We start from the raw sequence: 22,990 nt of genomic DNA on the forward strand, positions 1-22,990 counted from the left end.
GCTCACACCTTTCTATAAGAGGGCTCTGCTTCTGCTGAGACAAACAGAAGCAGAAACCGTTCATACGCTTTACTTGGCAGCTGCCGCGAATTGCTCGTTTCGGTCGTCAATCATTTGTTGCCCGCCAATCTCCAGCCATTTCTTCACAATGCTATCCCAGTTCTCAACCGGAATTTCTCCGTTGAATACTTTTACCTTCTGCTCGGTCCAATACGTTTTCAGATCCGTCAGCTTGGAGAATGATTTCCATTTGGAATTGTCGTAAAGCACTTTGGAGTCAATCGGCTCAAAGCGAGGCAGCTTGTGCACTTGCTCCCGCTTCAAGTTGTATTCCTGGTGTGTCCATGTATTCGCGGGCCATACGGGACTTCCAGGCCAGTTGATGAACACCGACTTGTATTTGGCGTAATATTTGGCCTTGGACAGATCCGTCTTATCTTCCGCGATAAATTCGACCAGCTTGTTCGATCCCCGAGTGTAGTTCTCGCCTTCAACACCGAAGTAGACCAGGTCGCTCCCCTCCGGCGTTGCTTGGTAATCGAAATATTTCATGACGGTTTCGGGACTGACGTTTTTCTTGAATATAACCCAAGCCGATGTGGCGGCAGGGGACGCAGGTAATTTATTGATCCCCTTGCCTTCTAAAGCGACGGGGACATATTGGGCATCCGGCACCGTTTTCCTAAGCACCTCTACTGCATTTATGATGGTTCCGGAGAATGTGGCTGCAACGGTTCCTGCTTTGTTCTGTGCGATCAACTCTTGCTGCTTGGGCGCCGTAGAGAGCACCATATCGGGCCAGATATACCCTTTTTTCTGCCACTCTACGAATTTGGCCATCATATCTTTATAGCTCGGGTGAAGCTCGGGCGGTTTAATTTTGCCGTCGCTATCTTTCCACCATTCTGTAGCTGCTGGCAAGAAGAATGGAGCGAAGACATATTCCAACATGTCAATCCTCCCGCCTGAACCAGTCGACAAAGCATAGGTATCGGCCCTTCCATTTCCGTCCGGGTCGCCGGTTTTAAACGCTTCCATGATCTTTTCATAATCTTCAACGGTTTTCGGCATCGTTAACTTTAACTTGGCAAGCCAATCGGTTCGGATTTGCAAAGCGTTTGGTGTGATCACAGGGGTCTCAATCGGAATACCCAGAATTTGATTTTTGTACGTCACTCTTTCAAAAGCGGCAGGCAATACATTTTTCTTCAAGTTCGGTCCGTATTTATCCAGCAAGTCGTTGAGAGACAGAATGACGCCGTCATTGTAAGCTTGTATCGCATCCGCAATAGACATTTCCGCGAATTCCAATTGTTCGCCTGAGGAGAGCATCAGATTGCGCTTGGTGACGTACTGGCCTGCCTCCGAGAAGACGATGTTGACATCGGCGCCTGTTTTTTCCTGAATGATATCGTGCACATGCTTCTCTTCCGGCGTCTTCCGATCGAATGTGGCACTGCTATTCAGCCCTACGATCTTCACAGGCGCTTTTGGCGCTGCGGTTGCCGCGCCTTTGGTTGGCGTTGATTCCCCCGTAGATTTCGAATCCTTGGAGCTTGACGAGCTGCATGCTGCCGATGTTGCCATGATAGACACTAACAAGACTGAGAGCCATAGCCTTCCCCTTCTTTTCTGTTTCACGCTTCATTCCTCCTCATTGGTTCCCGGCCGGGATAGCTTCAACCTACAACAGCCTTGCCCGCAATTCAATCCCAATATATTAAATCCGTTGAAGCGACGGGCTTTTTGCCCCTGTTCAACGTGTTGAATATTGTATTACAACCCGATCCCAAAACAAAAAACCGACGTCGAAGTCGGTTTCGTTCAACGGATTTAACTATTGCGGTTGACCCGCAGCTCTCTGTACTCGGACGGCGTGATTCCCGTTAATTGCTTGAAGACTCTGGCAAAGTAGCTGTTGCTGTTGAATCCGGTTTTCAAGCCGATCTCGGCAATTTTCGTGCTCGTATTCGATAATAGGTGTTTTGCCTTCTCGACTCGATACTCATTCAGGTATTCAATGGGTGTCCGGTTATAACTTTTTTTGCAAACATGAATCAAGTGCTGCTTACTAATCCCGGTATAGTCCGCCATTTCGTCAAGGGAGAAATTATCCATGTAGCGAGCCGCGATGAAATCGTCAATCTTACGGGTGTAATCCTTCGTATCGACCGCATATTCCCGAAAGTTATGGAACTTGGAAAATAAAAATTGCTTGACGGCCGTTACGTTCATGTTGCCCTTTTCCGCAATCAATTTATTCAATTCATCCAGGAACGCCAAGCTGTTCTGCCCGTACATCCGCAGAAAAAGCGAAATAACTGTATAAAAATTCAAATTGTACTCGACCACCGTAATTTGCTCGGAGAACAAAGCATGTAAGGCGTTCGTAAAGCTCCTCTCGTTTTGCTGCTTAATCGCCAATTCCATTTCTTCAACGGCTGGGGTCTCAACTACCGTGTTATGGTAATCCATCGGAAGTTTATTATAGCAATACAGCTTCGAATCGAGCGAAAAAATCCGCCCGACATTGTATGCATACGTGGCTTCGAGATAAGACTTATGCAAGTCATGGAGCGGATGAATGCCGCCGATGCTTATCTCCAGCCGTTCCAGCAAGTCTTCATTGAAGCTGAGCAAGAGATCGGTAGTAAAGCGGTTCACGTCTTCATGCTCCAGTTGGAACAACAAGATATACGTTTCATTCGCCTCTTCAAACATTTCATAACGGAATTTCCCGTCTAAACCGTCTACAATCGATTTTCTCATGCGTACGGGGTCATAGCCGATTTCATCCATCGACGGCATAGTTTTGATGATCGTCACAAGATGAGATCTCGCATATGCTTTAGTTAATCTTTCTATGTCCGGATTAATTCCGATCTGGCCCATCAAGAGACGATGCAGAAGCGTTTTTCTCAGCAGTTCTTCGTTTTCATTGACTCTCAGGACAATCCGATGAAATGGTTTATACAGCTCGCGTAATCCGATCAGGATAAGAACCAGCATGAAGACGACTACGGCCGAGACCACGATAAACAATGTATTTTTTAATTTCGCGACATCCCCGTACAACTGCTTCGTATTGACTTCGCTAATTAATCGCCAATTAAAGGCATTGAGTTTGTAGTCGTTCATTTGGATGGTTGTTGGGTCCCGCTCGATATCGGAAAGGTTCATCCCGAATTTTTGCGGCTCCCGATGAAACATGATTTTACCGCCAGCGTCTGTAAGATAATAATTATACAGCTCGGCGTTCACGTTCAATTCTTGCAAAAAGGAAGCATAAATCTTATCAAGATTGACGCTATAAATGAAAAAATTTCGGTCTCCTCTTGAAGAAGGAAGCCGTTGAACAATAGACGCAACATGGGCCCCAAGCTTGGACTTGCCCTCTACGATCTCGATTCCGTATAAGGACATCCCGGATGTAACGGAGGCGATCCACGGTATCGGACTGTTACTGGGATCTCGTTCGATTCCATAATTGGAAATAAGCAACATATTCTCATTAGCATTGTAATACAGGATTTCCGTGACATAGGGATTGGCATAAATTAAGTTGGTAATATCGCCCAATGCCTTCCATTGTTCATAATTCGTTCGAATATTGGCGAAACGGCTGTCTAGCGTAATGGAATTCGTGAAATCTATAATTTGCTGAAGCGTTCTCTCCATCAAAGCGCCGGTTCGAGTTAATTCGTTTTCGTTTTTCGAATTGATAAGCTCCACCGTTTTGGTTAAGAACAAATTAATATTGTAAGCGCTAACTATTAGAAAAGGAATACTGGAGACGACCGCCAAAACGATTATCACTTTGTAGATATACGATTTAATATCTTTCGTCACCACTACACCCCCTTAAATACTGCTGCTGAAATCTTCAATTTACATACAAACAATATAGATATACTAGCATGGAAGCGTCAAGAAGTTCTCCCCCAAATCTACCTTCACCAACTTCCATTTATTGGCATATCCCTATTTTACGCACACCATAAATATAATATATAATGGAATGATATTATATACAATAATCTTATCGGGGGCCTTGTTTTTATCGACTCCAAAACGATGGAAGCCAGTTAGATCAAGGTTATTAGGAGCGGGTGGGTGTTGCAAATCAATTTTAACATAAAAATGAAAAAAGCTTGTCAGATCAAGGGTTTGATCTGACAGGCTTAAAATACTGATCTCATTTTTAGCCATAGTAAGTCTCATTTGTTGCTTTATTCAGTCTCAATTGTAGCCATTACTCACAAAAACTGTGCGTAATGGCTACAAATGAGACCAAAAAGATCACAAAATGGCACTTATTATATTAACGAATGAGTTTTTGAATGTTAACAATTGAGACTTTCTGTATTTATTATATTTACATATGAGAAGAATTACCGGAATGGCAATTTTCTCCGTTTCATTTAAATGGTCTTTCAGGTACAACTTGTTTTTCTGAAAGGTTAGCATCATCGTTATTTAGAATTGCTGACATATACCTTACACCTTTTTTCCAATCAGATGTTGGCGAATCCGTTCAATCGTCATCGCATATTCCTCGTTGGTCAGAAATTTCTCATTGCCTTCGCCCGCCGTCAGTTCGAACGACCAGCCCCAGTTTTTCGAATGCTTATGTTTGGGCACGACGTGAAAATGAATGTGCGAATCAATATCTCCGTACACCGCATAATTGATTTTATCCGCTGCAAATTCCTTCTTTAACGCCTCGGAAACCTTCGCCACATCGCTCATATATTGATTGCGCTCCTCGACGTCCAACTGAAACAACTCGGTTTTGTGATTGTTCAACACCACCGTACAGCGACCATGGTACTCTTGTTCGTTGTTAAGATACACCGTCGATACCTGAAGTTTGCATACTTCCTTCATATAGCCTTTGTATTCGTCCGTACAATAGAAACATTTGTGCGGCGTGTTGCTCATGTCGCTGTCCTCCTGAATTCAAATGGTGTCATTTATTAAACTATTAAACAGAAGGCGCTCGCAGTTTCATCAATGAATCGCCGTAGAATACTGCGACAACTGACTACCATTTCCACCGGCTTGATGGAGAAATCATCGAAATAAGCCGCCCACCTAAGTGTAGCGGCATCTCCGCTTTCCGCGTAGCCTAGTCCGTTATTGGTGAGCGATACGTAGTGCTTAAAAGCGATTGAACGCCCGATCTTGCGCGAATCGGTTTAAGATTTAATCCACATCCAAGCCATACTAAAGTGCGGCACATCTGAATATCCAGAACAAGTTCCGTATACCGACAGCCAAATCGTTCGACCAACCGCTTTACCTTGCCCATGGGACTGTCTCCCGAGTCGTGCCTGACGTGCAAATCTCCCTCTCCGATCACTAGCAATCCGAATCGATCGACCTTCCGGTAGAGCATTCGCGTCCCTACTGAGCTGAATCTAATCTGTTTGCGCACCTGTCGCCATTGCCACAGTTGCTCCGCCGTCCACCATTGCAGTCCGTGGGAGATTCCGTGATGCACCAGTTCTACCATAGCGGTCCCGACCTGGTCGTCGTTCTGGAGCAGCATCGCCGGATGGAACAGAAAATGCGCGACTCCGTTCACATCCGCGGCCCGATCAAGCGGCGCGAACGCTTCTTACTCTGTTCAGCGGATAGGCAGCGGCATATCCCAAGCCAGCGTCGGAAGCGAAAGCACATCCAGCGGACGGTTATGATCAACAACGATACCAATCGGCGTGAATGGATGATACGTACCCGCGAGAACCCCTTTGTTCCCTTGTCTCGTCCCTCCCCGGCTCTGCTCCACCTTCACGCCGGCTCGTTCGCACCAGCGATTCGTCCAGCTCGGCGACCTCCCGCATATAGCCCTTGTACTCGCCTGTGCAGAAGAAGCACGTTGCCGCATCGTAGCTCATGCACCGGCCCCCTTTCCGGACAAGCGCGCCGCCTCGTCCGCGGTCAGCGCGCCGGCGAACAGCTCGACCTCGCGGATGACGCCGGAGAAGTGGCATTGCGGCCCTTTGCCGAGCGTGAGCGGTAAGCCGGCCAGTGCCGCGATGTCGATCGTTCCGGCGTCGCAGGCCGCCTCGGACACGAGTGCGCCATCCACGTACAGCGCAAGCTTGCTCCGGTCGTATGTCACGACCGCGCGATGCCAGCCATCGGCGAGCGACGTGTCATGCGTCGCCAGCGGATCGCGGCTCAAGCTCCACACCTTGCCGCTCGGCAGCGTGCCGGCGAACAGCTTGCCGTTGTACACCGCCATCGACCAGACGCGGCGGTAGCGGATATTCGGGTCAGGCTCCTCCAGAACGGCGATCTTCTCCCAATTCCGCTCTCCGTTGTAGCGATACACGAAGCCGCCCGGCAAGGTGCCGCCGTACAGCTTGCCGTTGAACACCGAGACGCCCATCACCTCGAGCTCCTCGTCCATCAGCCCGTAGTCGCTCCACTCCGTGCCGCCCTCGTAACACAGCATCCGGGCTTCATGCCAGATGCCCATCAGCAGCCGGTTGTGGAACGTCGAGAAGCAGTACACCTGCGAGCAAGTCGGCACATTGCCGCAATACGTCCACGGCTCGTCGAGCTTGCGCCGGTATACGCCGCCACTGCTGTTGCAGCCGATGTACAAATCGCCCTGATGCGGCGCCAAATTGAACGTGCGGATGTTGCCTTCCGGACCGGGAGCGCCAAGCGGCTTGCAGTTGCCGTGCTCGTCGTAGGCGAACACGCCGTGCGGGTAAAACGACATCGCGATCAGTTGATCGTCATAAACCGTGAGCGCGCCCACGCTGTCGTTGTTCGGCACCGGCAGCTCGCCGAACAGCTCCCACTCCTGCCCGCCCTTGTACCGATACACGCGGCCACCCGGCTCGATATTCGGCGAATCCGGCAAGGACGAGCCGCCCGCCCGGTAACGCATAGTCCCGGCGTACAGATGGCCTTTGAACTCGGCGAACGCATAGACTGAGTTGCAGTCGTCCGGATGGCCGCAATCAATCCACTCGCCCGCCGCCTCGTCCAGACGAAACACCCGGCCGCGGTTATCGACGGCGTTGTCGAACGTGCCGGCGTACAGATGGCCGTCATGCACGCACAGCGCGCTGATCATCCGGCCATTGCCGGGGCTGCCCCAGTCGCGCCAGACGTCTTCACCCTTCGCCGTGCTCCAGCCGAACTGCAGGTTGCGCCAGTTGGACTGGGTCGATGTAACGCCGGCTTGCGTCAGCACCGACAAGTGCCAGCCTTCCATCTTCTCCTCCGTGTACACGCTGGCGAGGCCGCCCGGCAGGAAGCCTTTGCCGTCCTTCACCTGAAACTGCAGCGACAGGCTGAACGGACGGCTGCCGTTCGTTTCCTCCGTTACCGGCAGCGACACCGCCGAGCCGATGCCGTCAAACACCGCGCCTTCTTCGTTAAACGTAACGGCCTGTCCGGCTCCGTGACGTCTGTGTTCGGTCACATCGTCCGTATTCGTTCGCAGCGGCCAGTATCCTATACAGTTTGCCTTTTCCGTCATCGACAACCACTCCTTGTTTTCCATATATGCCCCTCCCTTCAGCGCGTTGCCGCCAGCAGGAATTCGACCGGTGCAGGCCGAATGGTTACGTTAACATAGAGAGGGAGGGACGAGCCTTCATGTCTTACCATTCGGACAACAGCCTGTCGTACGAATCTTTGAAGATTACAGCGAACATCGGCGATCTGCGCCTAGAGCTTCTGCTGGATGCCAGCTTCGGGCCGGACCCTTTCAACGTTTGGCCGAAAAACCATAACCATTATGCCTTCGAGGTTCACTGCTTTTTATCCGGACGGGGCAGCTGCATCGTGGACACCGACGAAATTCCGCTCCAATCCGGCGACGTGCTGATCATCGGACCCGAAGTGTATCACCGGTTTAAGGAAGCCCCTCGTCATCCTATCCGGCGCTACATTGTGCAATTTAACTATACACGTGCAACCGGCTCGGGCCGTCGCGGCCTCGATCCGGAAACGCGTGACATTGCCGCCACCTTGGAGGCGATCCGCCATTATCGGTTTCAAGACGACGGGACGATCGCGGGACTGCTGCATGGGTTGAAGAAAGAGCTGGATACGGCTTCGCTTGGCCGTTATTCCTGTATTCAAAGTTTGTTCGTGCTGCTGATCCTCCATCTCGTTCGATCGGTCAAGCTGGAAACGTATCCTTATCAACTGCCGAACAAACAGAAGGATGACATGCGGACACGCATCATCGACATGTTTTTTCACGACCGCCAGCCGATCGGCAGTCTGGAGGAGCTTGCCGCCCAATTAAACTTGAGCCCCCGGCAAACGAACCGGGTATTGAACAAATACTACAACACCTCCTTTAAGCAGAAGCTTTTCGACACTCGTCTGGAAATCGCCAAAGACTTGCTGATCAATAGCGACCAAACCGTGCTGCAAATCGCGGAGGAGGTCGGCTACTCCAGCGCAAACAACTTTAATGACATGTTTGTCAAAAAAACCGGCGTAACGCCCGCCAAATTTCGCAAGCTGCACCGTCCTGACCCCTGACGCTCCTAATTATAAGGATCGGACAATCATATCGACAGTATGAAACGAGACGATTTTACGCGCAGGATGTCTGGTTTCATATCGTTTGGCCTTTTAAATGCACCTCTGCTCTTGAGCGAACTTGAGGCTCGCTCATCACGCCCCAGCTCAGACAGGAAGGGAAGGAGCCTAATACGATATGCCTAGTCCTTTTATAAATAAACACTAATAAAAGTCTCAGTCGTTAATAAACTTGGTCTCATTTGTAACTATTACTCACAACACACACTGTGCGTAATGGTTACAAATGAGACTAAAAAAGCGTCATAACAGCCAATTTTATGGTTGTTACGAATGATACTTTTTATATTTTCATTTGAGACTTTCCGTAATTTCTTTATTTACACTTGTGACTTTCTCATCCAGTACCGTCTACTCACCGCCACAACCATGATGTCTTGTAAGTCGGCGTACTTAACGTTAAGAGGCCATGCCACAACTCCTTGCGCATGCAGGATAATCTCCGCTTTTGGTTCCGCCCCTGACTTCGCTTTATCTTCACAGATCAGACGTTAAAGTCCGCGACCGTGCCTCAAAGCAAGGGAATCTGCGGAAACCAGAACGTTTCAAACGATTGATTGGCTGTAAGCCATGAAAAATAAACAACAAAGCAGCTGCATAGTAAACTTCACAGCTGCTTTGTTGTTAATCCGGTGCTTAACTCGTAAATCCGATTTGGCTGCCGCCTTTTATTTCAACAATATGATTGTCGACTTGAAGCCATACGGATAATGCGGAGGGATTATACACGAATTGACATGAAGCGGAGAATTTAAGATTTTGAAATGCTTTTAGATAATCCACGATCTCTATATTAGTCGCATACCAGATATCCATCCTGTTCCCGATAAACTCGCAAAAGCTCTCTACCAATGGCCAAGTATGATCATGATCGAACTCATAGCTGTGCCCCCATACATACATCATGTACAAGTATTGCTTTTTATTTAAGTTCACAAAATTTTCCGCCACATTCATCAAGTCCACATTATGATGACATGTAGGCCTCCACTCGAACAAATCGTCAGGCATCGCAAATTGCCCCGTACTCTGTGCAGTTCTTGCATACTCCACTCCCAGATAAGGCAGCATCTCTTTTATAGTCTTGTTGTAAGAACCATTAGGGTATGACATGCCTCTTACAGGATAGCCAACCAAACGCTCCAATCTCTTCCTGTCTTCCAAGATTTCTTCTATGATTTGCTCCTTCGGGCACCTTGCAATCGTAGGATGCGTCAACGTATGTGCGGACACCTCATGTCCGTGATACAGTGCAGCAACCTCCTCTTCCGCTATACGACCATCTGTGCCAAGCATCCCCGAGTTCAGATGGAACGTTCCTTTCATGCCATACTTATTGAAAATTTCCACTAACTTGATGTCGGCTGTTTGACCATCATCATAACTCATTGTCAAAACTTTATGCTTTCCCTGAGGAAAAGCCATCATGATTTTAGGCATATTTCCAGCCCTTTCCCTTCATTAATTAAACTCTCCAATTGTTACTGGTTTACTGGTCGCAACTACGGCTTGCGAATCAAAATTGCCCTCCATTCCCGATCCAGTCAGCACGAGCCGGTCGAGCTTATAGGGTGTATGCAGCTGTGTGTAAACTGCTCCATTTCGATTTTCGACATCATAAACCACCTGGCCTTCGTATTTTGTAAAAACACCTGCTCCCCATCGAGGGAGCAAGTGTTCAAGAAATCTTGTTATCACTTCAAAACATTGACAAACTTCAACAAGTAATTCGCAGCTTCTTCGGAAATTTTCTTGCCTTTCTGCGCATGAACTTCGTTGATGAAGGCATCAAACTGTCCTTGCCGGAGCTTAGTTCCAAGCGAGTTAACTATACCTTGGCTGCCATTGCCGGTGACCCAAGCCTCGATGAGCCGGATCAGGCTATCCACTGTCACCTTAACAGTAACAGTGGTTGCCGCCGTTCCAGAATTGCCGGCAGCATCAGTCGCATATGCCGATATGGCATTGTCGCCCACGTTCAATAGATAGGCCGGGCTGCTCAGCAAAGGAGCCGAGCAGGAGCTATATACCACGCCGGATACGGCGTCCATTGCGGTGCAGGTGACCGTTACCGTCTGATCGACGGTATACGTTCCCCCTCCGCTGATTTGAACGGCCGGCGGGGTTTGATCAATTGCGAAGGATACCGTTTGCGACTGTTCCTTATTACCAAACTGATCGGTCGATCGGAACGACAGCGAATTGACTCCATCTTCTTTAAAAACAAGCTCGTTCTGATATTTCGTCCAAGTGGCTCCTCCATCCAGACTGTATTCAGTTTCCGTAACGCTGGACTTGTCATCCGTAGCGATCAGATTTACTTTGACATCGGTGACGTACCAACCGTTCTGCTTCGTCCCTTCCAATGCTGCAACGGTAACCGGAGGTGTATCATCCGTTATGATCCATTGAACGGTTCTGAATTTTTTGGGATCTTTCGTTTCACCAATACCTGAGCCCCACTCGATATACCCTTTGCGACCGGTGCCATCGTTATCATTAACGAGCAGCGAGAAGCTGAAGGCACCCTGTTTTTCCGGTTTGATCGGTGCAAGCTCCGACCAAGGAAGCGCAAGTTCATAAACCGTAACCTTCTGCACTTCATCTCGCGAAATCTGCAAGGAACCGTTCGTTATCAGCTCCCTGACGCTGGTATTAGGTGAAAACCAACGAAAGATTTGCGGTCCCTGAGGCGTCTGGGAAATACCTATTTCATAGAAACCCAGATTTTCTCCAGGGATACCCGCCATTGCAGCAAACTGGAGGCTGTCATTTTTCCAAATTTCCGCTCCGCTTGCAGGCGTGTAATGAACATCGTCCCGGATTTTCGCGGTCAGATTGAAATGATCCTGATCCCAGTTCACCCATACACTGCCGTCCAAATCCGAAGGACCGGTATAATTTTGCATTTTTACCGTTCCTTGCGACAATAGGGCGGTTGGCGACGAAGCAATGATCGCAGGATCAGCCACGCCGTCAATTTGTACCGTTCCGGGGAGGATCGGATTGAAATCCAGCTTCCCTCCATAAACAAAAGATGCTTTTCCGTCAAATTGGACGGTCACTTGCGCTTGGTTGCTTACTCCGTAATTAAAGCCGCTCAGTGGAATATCAAACGTCTTGATGGTGTCCGGAGGAATCACATTGGTCAAATCTTGTGTGCCTGACTGGTTACCGAACTGCCAATCGGCTTTCCTGACGACTAGCCCTTGCTGCTTGGAATAGTTCTGAATTTGTATCTTCAATGCCTCAGCTTTTGTATTCACATCTGTAATAACTGGAATGATTCTTACACGGTAAGAAGGGAGTGTCTGAATGGCATGCTTCAGTCTTCCGATTCGGTTCCCGTTCACTGTCAAATCGCCTGTTACATAGCGAATGCCTTCCTGGCTCAATCCAGGCAGGGCAAACGGCTGTGATACGCCCTGACCGGCTCCCGCGTACAAAGAGAATGTCGAGCCTTCCACCGTGAATGAAGCGGCGAGAGGCGATGCGGATGTATTATTCGCTTCCACCGTCAGCGCAACGGGCTCGGCGGTTACCGCCTCTGCCCCCTTGAGGGCGAACGTCGAATCGAGCGCAATGCCGTCAATGTCGCTTTGGATGTAGATGGGCTCCGAAGTTAGAGTCATATACACTTTGCCGTTAAGCGGTGTGAAAGTTTCCGTGTTCCCCATGATATCCGTGACTTGAATCGGCGTATTCGTTTGAATCGCTGCCTGCACGGGGGTATTGCCCCAAACGACTCTTAGCTTCCGGCCATTTTTATCGAACCTGTAGCTGAAAATATCCGCATCAAATGTTTCCCGTTCTACGAATGAGGCGTCTATCAATTCTCGGGTCATCGCCCCATAAGCCGCATAGGCTGGTTTCGGCGTAAACTGACCTTTGGGATCGTCCTGGTGCCGAATGAGACCAAAATTATTTTCACCATTGTCGGCTTGCATCCCATCGTTCATCAAATCGTACCAGAATACTTTCTCTACGCCGGCGCCCAGCGCTTGCACATAAGCACGCACCAAATAATCCATTTGCGTTTTTTCGACTAAGCCAATCAGCGTTGGCCAGCCGACTTCCGTAATCCAGACCGGTTTGTCTTGGCCTTGATTATATTTCCGGATCAAGCTTTTTGCATCAAGCACGGCTTGCAGCATACCATCCGGCGTTCGATTGTACGGATGGATGGAAACGGCGTCCATGTACTGGAGCCCGCCGAGCCGGAATACCTCCTCCATCCAGGGGATGTCTACGTTCGACGCCATGCCGACAATCGTGACGTCCGGTCTGGCGGCTTTCACCGTCTCATAGGTCTTCTTCAAGAGCTTAAAATAATAGTCTGGACGGGAGTCAGCGGGACCGTTCCCTCTGTCTCCGAAACCTCCGTTGAACTCATTATAAACTTCCACCCATTCCATCTGATTGCCGTATAGATCCAACAAAGCCTTTCCGTAATTTGCAAACCCTTCGCGGCCTTCGTCCGTATAGGGAGTACTGTCCTGATCGTAAAACGGATTGGTAAAGTCGAGCGTAATGAAAGGCTTCAGTCCGTCTTGTTGCGTACTCCGCATAAAAGCATCGCGGTTCGGCGGTTTACGGTATTTGCCTTTTTCATATTCGACATCCACCCAAGTGATTTCATCTCGAAAGTTTTTGGCCCCGGCGCGCCGAAGCAGCGTACTTAACTCCGGACTCCATCCGGCGTTTGTTCTTGCAAGGTGAGTAGACACTCCGAATGGAGAGTTATTCACAAGGGTTGGGTCATCGGCGGCTAATCGAGCAAACGATATTTCCGCGCTTTTGATCATTTGACCGGCCTTCTCAGCAGCAACCGACAGCTTAAAATACCCTAGCTGCTGAACAGGAATCGTCAAATTCAACTGCCCGTCCTGCACCCCATTCCTGCCTTCCAATACTTTATGATCCAAATGATCGTATACACTCCAACTTACAGTGTCTCCCCTTGTTGCAAGAGGAAAGGCTGCAGACTCATTCGCCAGGAAGATATTTCCCATTCGGGACTGCTGGATGGACAAATCCGGGAAGGTGGATGTGGTCACAATGTTGTCCAAGCGAATGTCTCCGCTCGTTTTGCCCCCGACCAAGCCCGTTTTCTCTGTGACAAACCCAATTGCCTGGGCGGGACCATGCCATACCCCGTCGTTTGCCCCGTTATAATGAAGATAGCTCGTGCCGCCGTTAAACTTGAACACGTCTATTTTCTGCCAATTACCGGTCGGCGCCACGGCGATTTTCTGTTGATGCACCTGCCCCGTCGAATCCTTCATCAGAAGCAGGATGACAGAAAAATCCGTTGTTTTAACCCAAAATCCAAGCTTCTTTATCTCCCTCGGAGAAAAGCTTCTGCCCAATGAAACACTTTTGCCGCTAATGCCAAAATCCATAGTCAGCTTGCCCGAAAAGCTCCCCTCCTTGAACTCCGACGAATCCCGGACGTAATCGACCTTTACCCCGGTCCCCATGCCTATTGTCCAAATATCAAAGGCGTTCTCAAAATTACCGATTGCGTCATCCCACAGTGGCTCTTGCGGTGGAGCTGTTGCGATCACATCATCGATCCAAATGTCTCCGCTCGTTTTGCCGCCGATCAAATTGGACTTCTCTAGCAAAAAGGAGATTCCAATAGCGGGACCGTGCCATTTGCCGTCGTTGGCGCCGCCGAAATACAGATAGTTCGTCCCGATGTTGAAGGTAGAGATCTCGATCTTCTGCCAATTGACATTCGCCAGCGCGATCTTCCGCTGATGCACCTGTCCGGTCGAATCAATCACCCGAAGCGTGACCGCGGAGGCGTCGGCCGACTTAACCCAAAACTCCAGCTTCTGCATATCCAAGGGCAGAAAATTTTTACCGATAGACACATATTTGCCGCCCGCACTGAAATCGCCGTGCAGCTTCCCCGAAAAGGTCCCGGATCTCGGAGCCGACGCATCCCGTACATACTCACCTTTGGCTCCGGGAAACTCGGTGCCCAAGCCAAAACTCCAAAGTTCTTCATCGCTTTCAAAATTGCCGATCGTAACATTTTGTAACGGTTCTGCAGCGATAGCTCTCGTGTTACCTAAAGATAGTAGTCCAAACAATGGTGAAGTGAACAAAAGCAGCAGGACCAGCATAAAGCTTACCATCCATTTTTTTATTACCAAGTTAACTCACTCCCTTTTATGGCATCTAAATTTTGGGCCGCACGTACGTCGTGCGTATCTTCGGCACCTTACTTTTTGGTCTGATAGCATGTAAACGACAATAGAGTAAGCGTTTCCATTAATTATCGAAAAATGGCACCCGATCCATGCTTGTTCAGGTCCATCCCACATCTCCTGCATGATCCTTGATCATGCAGGCCTATCATTCCTGCTTAAACTGCAATCGTCATGATCCCCCCCCTCTTTTTCACCATGCTACTTGCAGTCGCTAATGTCCATAATGCCGACTCGAAGCACATCATGCTCATCGGAGAATGTGAATGCGATCTTACTGCTATCCGGGCTAAACGATGGATGCGGGTGTCCGGGATGTACCCCTCGGCATGGCAGCTCGCATAGCAGCTTGGACCGCTTCGTGGCCGTGTCGATCAACACGATTTTGGAAATGCCGGGCTCTTGCGTATCAGCCACGGCATACCGGCCGTCGGGACTGATGCCTACATGCCAGTATTTGTAGTCTCCGTTAACGAATTCGCGCCGCTCGCCCCGCTTCTCTGTAAAATATACGCCTGTCGGTTTATCCGGGCTTTGCGCATATTTGACAAAGTAAAGTCCGCTGCCGTCGAACGCCCATATTTCATGCCCTACATACTCCATATGCTTCCCGCTCTCGTCCTTTTTCTGCGGAAAGACGTTGTGCGATTCCCCCGTTCGGGTATCGATCACCCACAGCCGATCCGGTATGTGCTCCGTTGCGCCCTCGTGGGAGTAAAACACCAGTTCCGGATCAACCGGATTGATCATGGCATGATTCGCTATCGGGTAAGGTTTGTCAAACAAGGGACGCGCCGCTTCGCGCACTTCCCCGTTCGCCGTATCGACCGTTCCGATCACCCACTGCCCCGTAAGGTCCGGGTGCTGCTCGTACCAATACACGCCAAGCGCCCTGCCGTCGTTCGTGATCGACAGAGGTCCGTAGAACGTGCACTGCTCCTCCAACTTGCATACCGCGCGCCGCTCACCGCTCCATGCGTCGATGGCATACAGCTCGTTCCGGTCGAACAAATACAGGACGTCATCGCACGAAACGACTCCGCGTCCCCAAGCAAGTCCTTCCTCCAGCACCTCCGCATCGCCCGTTTCCGTATCGAAGCGCACGACGCTTCCCGTCATCTTCTCCCGGTCGATATCCGTGTGCACGATCAAATGCCTGCTGTCCGACAGCCATGTCATCGCCGTAAAGTAATGATGCGCCGTATCGCGCCGTTCGCATCCGATTGCGAGAATCGGCAGCCCAGTGATTTTATCCGCAAACGATTTTCTCGTCAGCATCGTGATCCCCTCCAATTCCTGCCTTCTTAAACGCCGGCATCCCCGGCTTTGCCGTGCGACGCTTGCTCACGTTCCTGATACTCGCCCGGCGTAAAGCCGGTGCTTTTCTTGAAAATTCGCACGAAGCTGCTGACGTTCGTATAGCCGACCGCTTCGGACACATCCCGAATCAGCATATCGGTGCCGGCGAGCAGTTCCTTCGCCTTCCGCATCCGAATGTCCATCAAATAATCGATGAAGTTCCTTTCCGTCTGCTCCTTAAAAAGACGGCTCATATGCGACACGCTCAGCTTGAATTCGCTTGCCAAATAATTGAGCGATAAATCGCTGTGCATATACCGAGCGTCGATAAAAGCAGTGATCCGCTCGATAACGTCGTTTCGCTCCCGGCTGCTTCGTTTCTCCCCGATTTGTTCCGCATACCGGCCTAGCTGCTCGATCGCGTAATCGGACAGCTGTCGGATATTTTCATACTGGCTGAGCAAGTCGAACAGCCGGTGCGACGGCGCCTCCTCAAGCAGCGCGGGATCGATCTCCCCTACGGCTTTGGCCGCTTTCATCATAAACTGCACGACGAGCTGCCGGATCATATCTGGCGCGGCGCCACTGGCGGCCATCTCGCTAAACCAGCGCTCCGCCTGCTTTGCCATCTTCTCGCGATCCGTCAGCCGGAGGGAGTCGACAATCGCATCCGTCATGCCGAGAAGCCTCATAAATTCTCCGCTCGCCGGCTCTCGAATATCCTCACTGGAGATGATCGTGTTACCGCCCAGAATCATCTTGTACGACAGCGCGGACAAAGCGTCGTGATACGATTGCTGCAGCGTGTCCATCCCTAGCGTCATGCGTCCTAATCCGATAGAAATCGTCCGCTTGAACTGCTCCTCCACATAGCTCTTGATCAGCTCGGCAACCGCCAATACCCGCAGAACATTCGCTTCGCCATCCGATTCGGCAAAGCTGATCAGAATGACTGCAAGGCCGGAACGGGCTTCGATGGCGATCCCCCTGCATTCGGTGTTGATCATCTCCTCCGCCACATTACAGAGCGCATAGCAATATAAATGAAGATCCTGCGGCGTGGCAATCTCCGACTTTCGATCGAACTCAGCGGCCATCACCATCATTTGCCCGTCATAGAGCGGGAACCCGATCGCTTCCAGACTGGGCAGCAGCTCGCCCGGATTTTTACGCGCGCCTATGAGCGCATCCATCACAAGCCGCCATTTGATAACCGGCTGCGTTTCGCGCATTTGCCGGTAAATGCGGTCGCTATCAGCCAAAATATGCGACAGCGACCGTTCGATGCTGCCGAATTCATCGTCTGCCGTATACTCGTGCCTTCGTTCATATGCACGATACTGCTGCAGTTGTTTAGATACATTGGCGAGAACCCGGTTCAGAGGCCGGAACATCCAGCTGTTTACTGCAGCCGACATAGCGACAGCCAGCAGCAGGAGAACGACAGAAATGCCGAGCAGCGTATTCCGCACCCTTACCAAAGGCTTGCTGAGCTCCGAGTCGGACACAACGCTGATGATTTCCCAGCCCGTATAAGGACTCTTCACATAAAAGACGGTTCTGCCAATGCCGTTGATCCTCGTACTGAACTGCCCTTCGTTCTGCTCGCTCATCTGAGTGGACCAAACCGATTCGCTTGCCTTCGATCCGATCAGGGATTTATCCGAGTGGCTGATGACCGTTCCCTGCGCATCGGCAATGAACATGTAGCCGAACGAAGGATCAATCGCATTTTTGATTAAATCGAAAATGGATCGTTCATCGATATTGAAAGCGACAGCGCCTCTCCGATATCCCTCCGCGTGCGTTAGCGGATAAGAACGAATCAGCGTAATCACGTTATACTGAATCGTTTTGGATTCGTCTATGGACAGCTTTCGCGTGCCGATCAGTTGATAGAAACCTTTGTATCGCTCGAATGCGTTGATCCACTGGTAATCGAGACCCGGCTCTTGATTCTGAAACGGGTTGGTCTGCGACCAGCGCTTCTTGGCATACGAATACAGATCGATTGAAAAGATGATGTCGTTGCTGAGCAGTATATCTTTGATCCGGTTGTTGATGTCGATGGTTTCCTGCTGGCCGGCGGAATCGTCCTCCATAAACGCCCACATATCCCGGCTGCGCAAAAATTGCATTTCCTCCGAGTCGATTGCCTTCAGCACTAACAACAGCTTGCCATTTACCTCTTGGAGCAGCGACATGTTAGCTCGTTCGACTTCCGCTTGAAGGTGATCGGTCGTGATGAAATAGGACAAGCCTGCCGTCGAAACAATGCAAATGCTCAAAAAAAGCAAAACAATCGTTATCGCGCGCTTCGAATGACTTCGCTTTTTCTGCCAAAACATACCGCTGCCCCCCGGGTTCTTGAAGAACGAGGAAATAACTCCCTACCCTAGTCAAGGACCGTTATTTCCTCAATCGAATTATTTGAGATTTGCTTTATTCTTTTCGTACCACTCCTGCGCGACTTGATCCGCCTTGTCCCCGCCGACGCTCTTGTACTCCTTACGCATCATATCAAGCGCCTGCTCCGGTGTGATGTCGCCCTTGACGATCGCTCTCGTGCGGATCTCGGTCAGCTTCGGCCCGACGCTTGCAAACACGTTGCCGATTTCCGGCGAGTTCGGCACATACGGAATGTCTCGGCGGAACGGCACGCTTAGCGCCGTCTTCATCGCTTCGACGTTCATTTTCGCCCAGCGCTGCGAAAGCGCATCCTGGGGGGCTCTTACGATCAAATCCTCCAGCTTGAACGTCTTGGCATTGTTCATTAGAATCGCATACTCGCCGGCGTAAGCGACCTCCTTCTTGAATTTGTCCGCATCAATCACTTGAGGGACGCCATTCACCAATTTGTAATGCGTGTTCTCCGTGCCATTGACCAGCGTAAACCAGCCTTTGTCAAGCATCCAGTCAAGATATTGGATCGCCGCCTTCGGATTTTTCATGTCCTTATTGAACGCGACGTAATAAGTGCCACCCGTTTCCTGGTAAACGCCAAACTTGCCGTATTGGGTCGAAAAGGCGGCCAGTGGCACCGGACTCGCTTCAGGAACGTTCTTCATCAGATCTTTCATGTAACTGTCGATGCCGTTGCCGACCGTGCCGATCAGAACGCCTGTTTTGCCTTGCGCCCAATCGCTCATCATCTTCTGGCTGTTTTTGTCGGTCAAGTATTCTTTGTCGATGTACCCGTTTTCATATAACTTCCTTTCGAATCCGATTGCGCCTACGTTACGGTCGACGAAGTTCGCATTGGTCATTTTGCCTCCTTCGAGGTACCATTGCGAGGTGTGTGTAGCATAAAGACCCCCAATGACGTTAGGCCAGGCATACATGGAAACTACTGGCGCGTTTGCGCTGCCAGAAAGACCTTTGTCCTTGAACGCCTTCACGACTGCGAAAAATTCTTCCTCCGTCGTCGGCGCTTTCATCCCCACCTTGTCCAACCAATCCTGCCGGATCCACATGCCGGCGTTGACCAAAGCGTTCGCAGGCCGTTTTGTCGTAATCCCATATAGTTTGCCGTCGAATGTCATATACGGCTTCAAATCCGGATTCTCGCTAATGTATTTCTTGAGAACCGTGCTGTATTTCTCGATATATTCGTCGATCGGTTGAATGACGCCCTGCGTGACGAGCGTACCGATATAGTTGCGGTCATACTCCCAGATCAGGTCCGGCGCTTCGCCGGAGGCGATCAGCGTATTTAGCTTATCCTGTGCCTGGCCGCGGGGAACCGGGACGTACTTGACCTGGACGCCTGATTCCTCCTGAATCCACTTGGTCCAGCGGTTCTGTTCGTAGGAGCCCTCTTCGGCCGCTACGGCGGCGCGGTCAAACATCGACACGCTGATCGCCTTCGGCAGCTTGTCGTACTTGTCCTCAGTCTTGCCCGCAGCGGTTGGGGCCGGACTCCCGCTTGCGCCTTCCTCCGTCTTGCCGCAGCCGGCCAGCACCGTTCCCAGCGTCAATGCCAGAATCGTCGAGCCTAACACCCATCGTTTTGTTCTCTTCATACCATGACCTCCCACAAAGATTGATTATATCATAAGGCGCTTAAGCCGTTATGAACCGATAGAGGAACGTTGCTAGAATAATTAGCCTTTCACGGAGCCCATGAGGACGCCTTTTACGAAATACTTTTGCAGGAAGGGATAGATGAGCAGAATCGGCAGCGCAGCCAGCATAGCGGCGCCCGCACGCACCCCTTCCGGCGGCAGCACATCGCTCACGTTTGTCGGATCCCCGATCAGCAGCGCGGGATCGATGTTATCGATCATCTGATAGAGCTTTACCATGATCGACATCTTGGTCGAGCTGTTAATATAGATGAGCACGCCGTAATAAGCATTCCACCACCCGACCGCATAGAAAAGTGTCAGCGCAGCGAGCACGGGAAGCGCTAGCGGCAGGACGATCCGAACCAGTACCGTCCAGTCTTTGGCTCCATCGATGGAAGCCGACTCCTCCAGCTCGCTAGGGAGCCCTTCGAAGAACGTCTTCAGGACGAACAAATTGTACGTGCTAAGCAGGCCGGGCAGCCAAAGAGCCCAGTACGAGTTCATGAGCCCCAAGCTTTTAATGAGCAGAAACTGGGGGATGAGCCCGCCGCCGAACAGCATGGTGAAAATAATGATCCCAAGGACCGGCCCCCGTCCGCGCAAGTCCGCCTTGGACAGCGGGTAAGCGGCCATAATGGTAACCAGAATGTTCAGGGATGTGCCGACGACCGTCATCAAGACCGTATTTCGCATCGCGACGAACAGCTGTCCGTCATTGATCAGGTTGCGGTAGGCCTCCCAGGTAAAATCCTTCGGCCATATCGATACGCTTCCTGCTCGAATCGCTTCGCCCGAGCTGAGGGAAACCGCCAGCACATTCAGAAACGGAAACACCGTTGTGAACGTGCACGCCGCCAAGAAGAGATATAGAATGCCGCGGGACACGCTGACCTTCCTAAAAGCCATACGCAGTCGCTCCTTTCCGTGAACCTTGCCTCGTATTTTGCTACCATAACGCCCGCTCTCCCATCGCCCGAATGATGCGATTCACCGAAAGCACCAATATCAAGCCTACGAGGGATTGAATCAACCCAATGGCGGTTGTGTAGCTGTACTGCAGATTTACGAGGCCCAGTCTGTAGATGTAAGTGCTCATGACGTCGGAAACGCTCGTTACCATCGGATTCGTGAGCACCCATACTTTCTCGAAGCCGACGTCGAGCATATGCCCCATTTGTAGAACGAGCACAATCGCGATCGTGCTTCGGATTCCGGGTAGCGTCACGTGCCAGATTTGCCGCAGCTTCCCGCCGCCGTCGATTCTGGCTGCCTCATATAAATGCGGGTCGATGCTTGACATGGCCGCCAAAAAGAGAATGGTGCCGAAGCCAGCGTCCCGCCATATGCCGGAGAACACATATACGAGCGGCCACCAAAAGTTGCTCCCCATAAAATAGATCGGCTCGAATCCGAACGCCTTCAGAACATAATTGATAAACCCGGTGCCCGGAGATAAAAGTCCAATTACGATCGTGCCAAGAATAATCCAGGACAAAAAGTGCGGCAAATACAGCAGGTTCTGTACGATTCGCTTATACCATTCCACCCTTACTTCATTCAGCATGATGGCGAGCGCGATTGGCACGGGAAAACCGATGCATAGCCCGTATACATTCAAGAGAAGCGTATTGCGAACGATCTTCAGCAGGTCGCTGCTGTGCATCAGTCGGTCGAAATGGTCCAGCCCCACCCATTTGCTGCCCCATATGCCGTCCGCCAGCCGAAAATCCTTGAATGCGATAATTTCTCCGAATAACGGCAGGTATTTGAAAATAATAAAGTAAGCAATAACTGGGACGAGCAGCATATACAGGAACGGCCTGCGCTTCAGGTCCCTCCAGAACGATCTTCGTTTAGCCGTTGGTTTGACGCGTTCGCGCCTTCCGGCATCTACGGCTGGTTGTGCAAGCATGCTTGGTTCTCCTTCCTTCCTTTCTGGATTGTCGGCCAATTGCTTCGGCTTAATCCCACCATACCAACCGCCGCCCTCTCTGAAAATATCCACTTTTTGCGGCCTTTCGCTTTCTTTGCTTGGACGGGTACGCAATTTTTGCTCAGATACGCTTTTCATGATAAAAACCCAGGCGCAATGCACCCTGGTCATGTAAAAGGTGTTGTCTTTCGCATTTCATACGTGTAAATCGGCTGGACTCTACGTCAAACGGATTGCGCACGACGGAGGCGCAAACACGTAAGGCCCCTCATATTCGGTGTATGACGGGCCTTCTTTTATTTTCCGCTTTGTAAATTCAATTTTTCCAGAATCCCCCGCAAATGCTCTGACTACCGCCTTCGTTTCCTCAGCCCGATAAGCGGCTTCCGCCACTTCAACCGTTTTACGGCTGTCTGTCCCATCGGTCAAAAATAGACTAGCAGAGCGGGTTCACTGAATACTTACCACTGCTGATATAAAGACTGTATAAATAGGGATTTTCAGCATTCCATACAATAGGGTCGGTAACTTCTAGCTGCAAAACGCCCCTTTCTTCAACACACATGCACGCTTCACTAACAATCGCCTGTTGCACACACTTAAAATTGTTCCTTATTTTCCAAGTATTCCAGTAAACGGAGAGTAATTTTGAAATGCGATGAACACTCCCCCAATAGGTACATTTCACAATGGAATAAATACAATAAATGGAAATTATAGCAATAGGCTAGGCTGTTGAGAAACCCTCATTATTTCATGAGAGAGTTCTGAGCAGTTGCTGCCATAAGTACTTGCTCCTGGAACTTGTCTCTCTCCCCTAAACCGACAATAGCGAAGTCCGTGGAGCTCTTTGGCATCCGCGAAACTTCGCTCTATGGTATGGCGGGTCA

The 22,990-nt window shown here is 50.4% G+C and carries 15 protein-coding genes and 1 pseudogene; 1 reads left to right on the top strand and 15 read right to left on the bottom strand.

The window, feature by feature from the left end; translation table 11 throughout:
- Positions 1–69 precede the first annotated feature (69 nt).
- From AC58QD_RS07495 to AC58QD_RS07525, 7 genes are all read right to left on the bottom strand, one after another.
- Positions 70–1,641 carry an extracellular solute-binding protein gene (locus AC58QD_RS07495; RefSeq protein WP_497331636.1) on the bottom strand — a complete coding sequence of 524 codons (1,572 nt, stop codon included), beginning with the start codon at positions 1,639–1,641 and terminating at the stop codon, positions 70–72.
- A 192-nt stretch (positions 1,642–1,833) separates the two neighbouring features.
- Complete coding sequence (locus AC58QD_RS07500; RefSeq protein WP_497331638.1) at positions 1,834–3,849, bottom strand: helix-turn-helix transcriptional regulator; 2,016 nt, start codon at positions 3,847–3,849, stop codon at positions 1,834–1,836.
- 132 nt (positions 3,850–3,981) lie between these two features.
- The gene (locus tag AC58QD_RS07505) at positions 3,982–4,209 is read right to left on the bottom strand and encodes a hypothetical protein (protein WP_497331640.1); all 228 of its coding nucleotides are present in this window, start codon (positions 4,207–4,209) and stop codon (positions 3,982–3,984) included.
- 288 nt (positions 4,210–4,497) lie between these two features.
- Positions 4,498–4,941 carry an HIT family protein gene (locus AC58QD_RS07510; protein WP_497331642.1) on the bottom strand — a complete coding sequence of 148 codons (444 nt, stop codon included), beginning with the start codon at positions 4,939–4,941 and terminating at the stop codon, positions 4,498–4,500.
- Positions 4,942–5,128: 187 nt separating this feature from the next.
- A complete protein-coding gene (locus tag AC58QD_RS07515; RefSeq protein ID WP_497331644.1) occupies positions 5,129–5,587 on the bottom strand; it encodes a hypothetical protein in 459 nt (152 codons plus the stop codon).
- 42 nt (positions 5,588–5,629) lie between these two features.
- A complete protein-coding gene (locus AC58QD_RS07520; RefSeq protein ID WP_497331646.1) occupies positions 5,630–5,890 on the bottom strand; it encodes a hypothetical protein in 261 nt (86 codons plus the stop codon).
- A 6-nt stretch (positions 5,891–5,896) separates the two neighbouring features.
- Positions 5,897–7,528 carry a LamG-like jellyroll fold domain-containing protein gene (locus AC58QD_RS07525; RefSeq protein WP_497331648.1) on the bottom strand — a complete coding sequence of 544 codons (1,632 nt, stop codon included), beginning with the start codon at positions 7,526–7,528 and terminating at the stop codon, positions 5,897–5,899.
- 95 nt (positions 7,529–7,623) lie between these two features.
- Here AC58QD_RS07525 and AC58QD_RS07530 point away from each other — a divergent pair, with 95 nt between their 5' ends.
- Positions 7,624–8,523 carry an AraC family transcriptional regulator gene (locus AC58QD_RS07530; RefSeq protein WP_497331650.1) on the top strand — a complete coding sequence of 300 codons (900 nt, stop codon included), beginning with the start codon at positions 7,624–7,626 and terminating at the stop codon, positions 8,521–8,523.
- A 696-nt stretch (positions 8,524–9,219) separates the two neighbouring features.
- Here AC58QD_RS07530 and AC58QD_RS07535 read toward each other — a convergent pair.
- The 8 genes and pseudogenes from AC58QD_RS07535 to AC58QD_RS07570 form a co-directional block, all read right to left on the bottom strand.
- A complete protein-coding gene (locus AC58QD_RS07535) occupies positions 9,220–10,023 on the bottom strand; it encodes a polysaccharide deacetylase family protein (RefSeq protein ID WP_497331652.1) in 804 nt (267 codons plus the stop codon).
- Between the two features lie 254 nt (positions 10,024–10,277).
- Positions 10,278–14,747, bottom strand: a complete 4,470-nt coding sequence (locus tag AC58QD_RS07540; protein WP_497331654.1) for an OmpL47-type beta-barrel domain-containing protein — start codon at positions 14,745–14,747, stop codon at positions 10,278–10,280.
- A 255-nt stretch (positions 14,748–15,002) separates the two neighbouring features.
- On the bottom strand, positions 15,003–16,079 hold the full coding sequence (locus AC58QD_RS07545; RefSeq protein WP_497331656.1) for a TolB family protein: 1,077 nt from the start codon (positions 16,077–16,079) through the stop codon (positions 15,003–15,005).
- Positions 16,080–16,105: 26 nt separating this feature from the next.
- On the bottom strand, positions 16,106–18,448 hold the full coding sequence (locus AC58QD_RS07550; protein WP_497331658.1) for a helix-turn-helix domain-containing protein: 2,343 nt from the start codon (positions 18,446–18,448) through the stop codon (positions 16,106–16,108).
- A gap of 78 nt (positions 18,449–18,526) precedes the next feature.
- Complete coding sequence (locus AC58QD_RS07555) at positions 18,527–20,122, bottom strand: extracellular solute-binding protein (protein WP_497331660.1); 1,596 nt, start codon at positions 20,120–20,122, stop codon at positions 18,527–18,529.
- Between the two features lie 81 nt (positions 20,123–20,203).
- A complete protein-coding gene (locus AC58QD_RS07560) occupies positions 20,204–21,073 on the bottom strand; it encodes a carbohydrate ABC transporter permease (protein WP_497331662.1) in 870 nt (289 codons plus the stop codon).
- Between the two features lie 40 nt (positions 21,074–21,113).
- Complete coding sequence (locus tag AC58QD_RS07565; protein ID WP_497331664.1) at positions 21,114–22,238, bottom strand: ABC transporter permease; 1,125 nt, start codon at positions 22,236–22,238, stop codon at positions 21,114–21,116.
- A 611-nt stretch (positions 22,239–22,849) separates the two neighbouring features.
- Positions 22,850–22,985 (bottom strand): annotated as a pseudogene (locus AC58QD_RS07570) (transposase); the annotation flags it as partial.
- Between the last annotated feature and the right edge of the window lie 5 nt (positions 22,986–22,990).

It is taken from the genome of Paenibacillus sp. J2R1T-4, assembly GCF_059692235.1.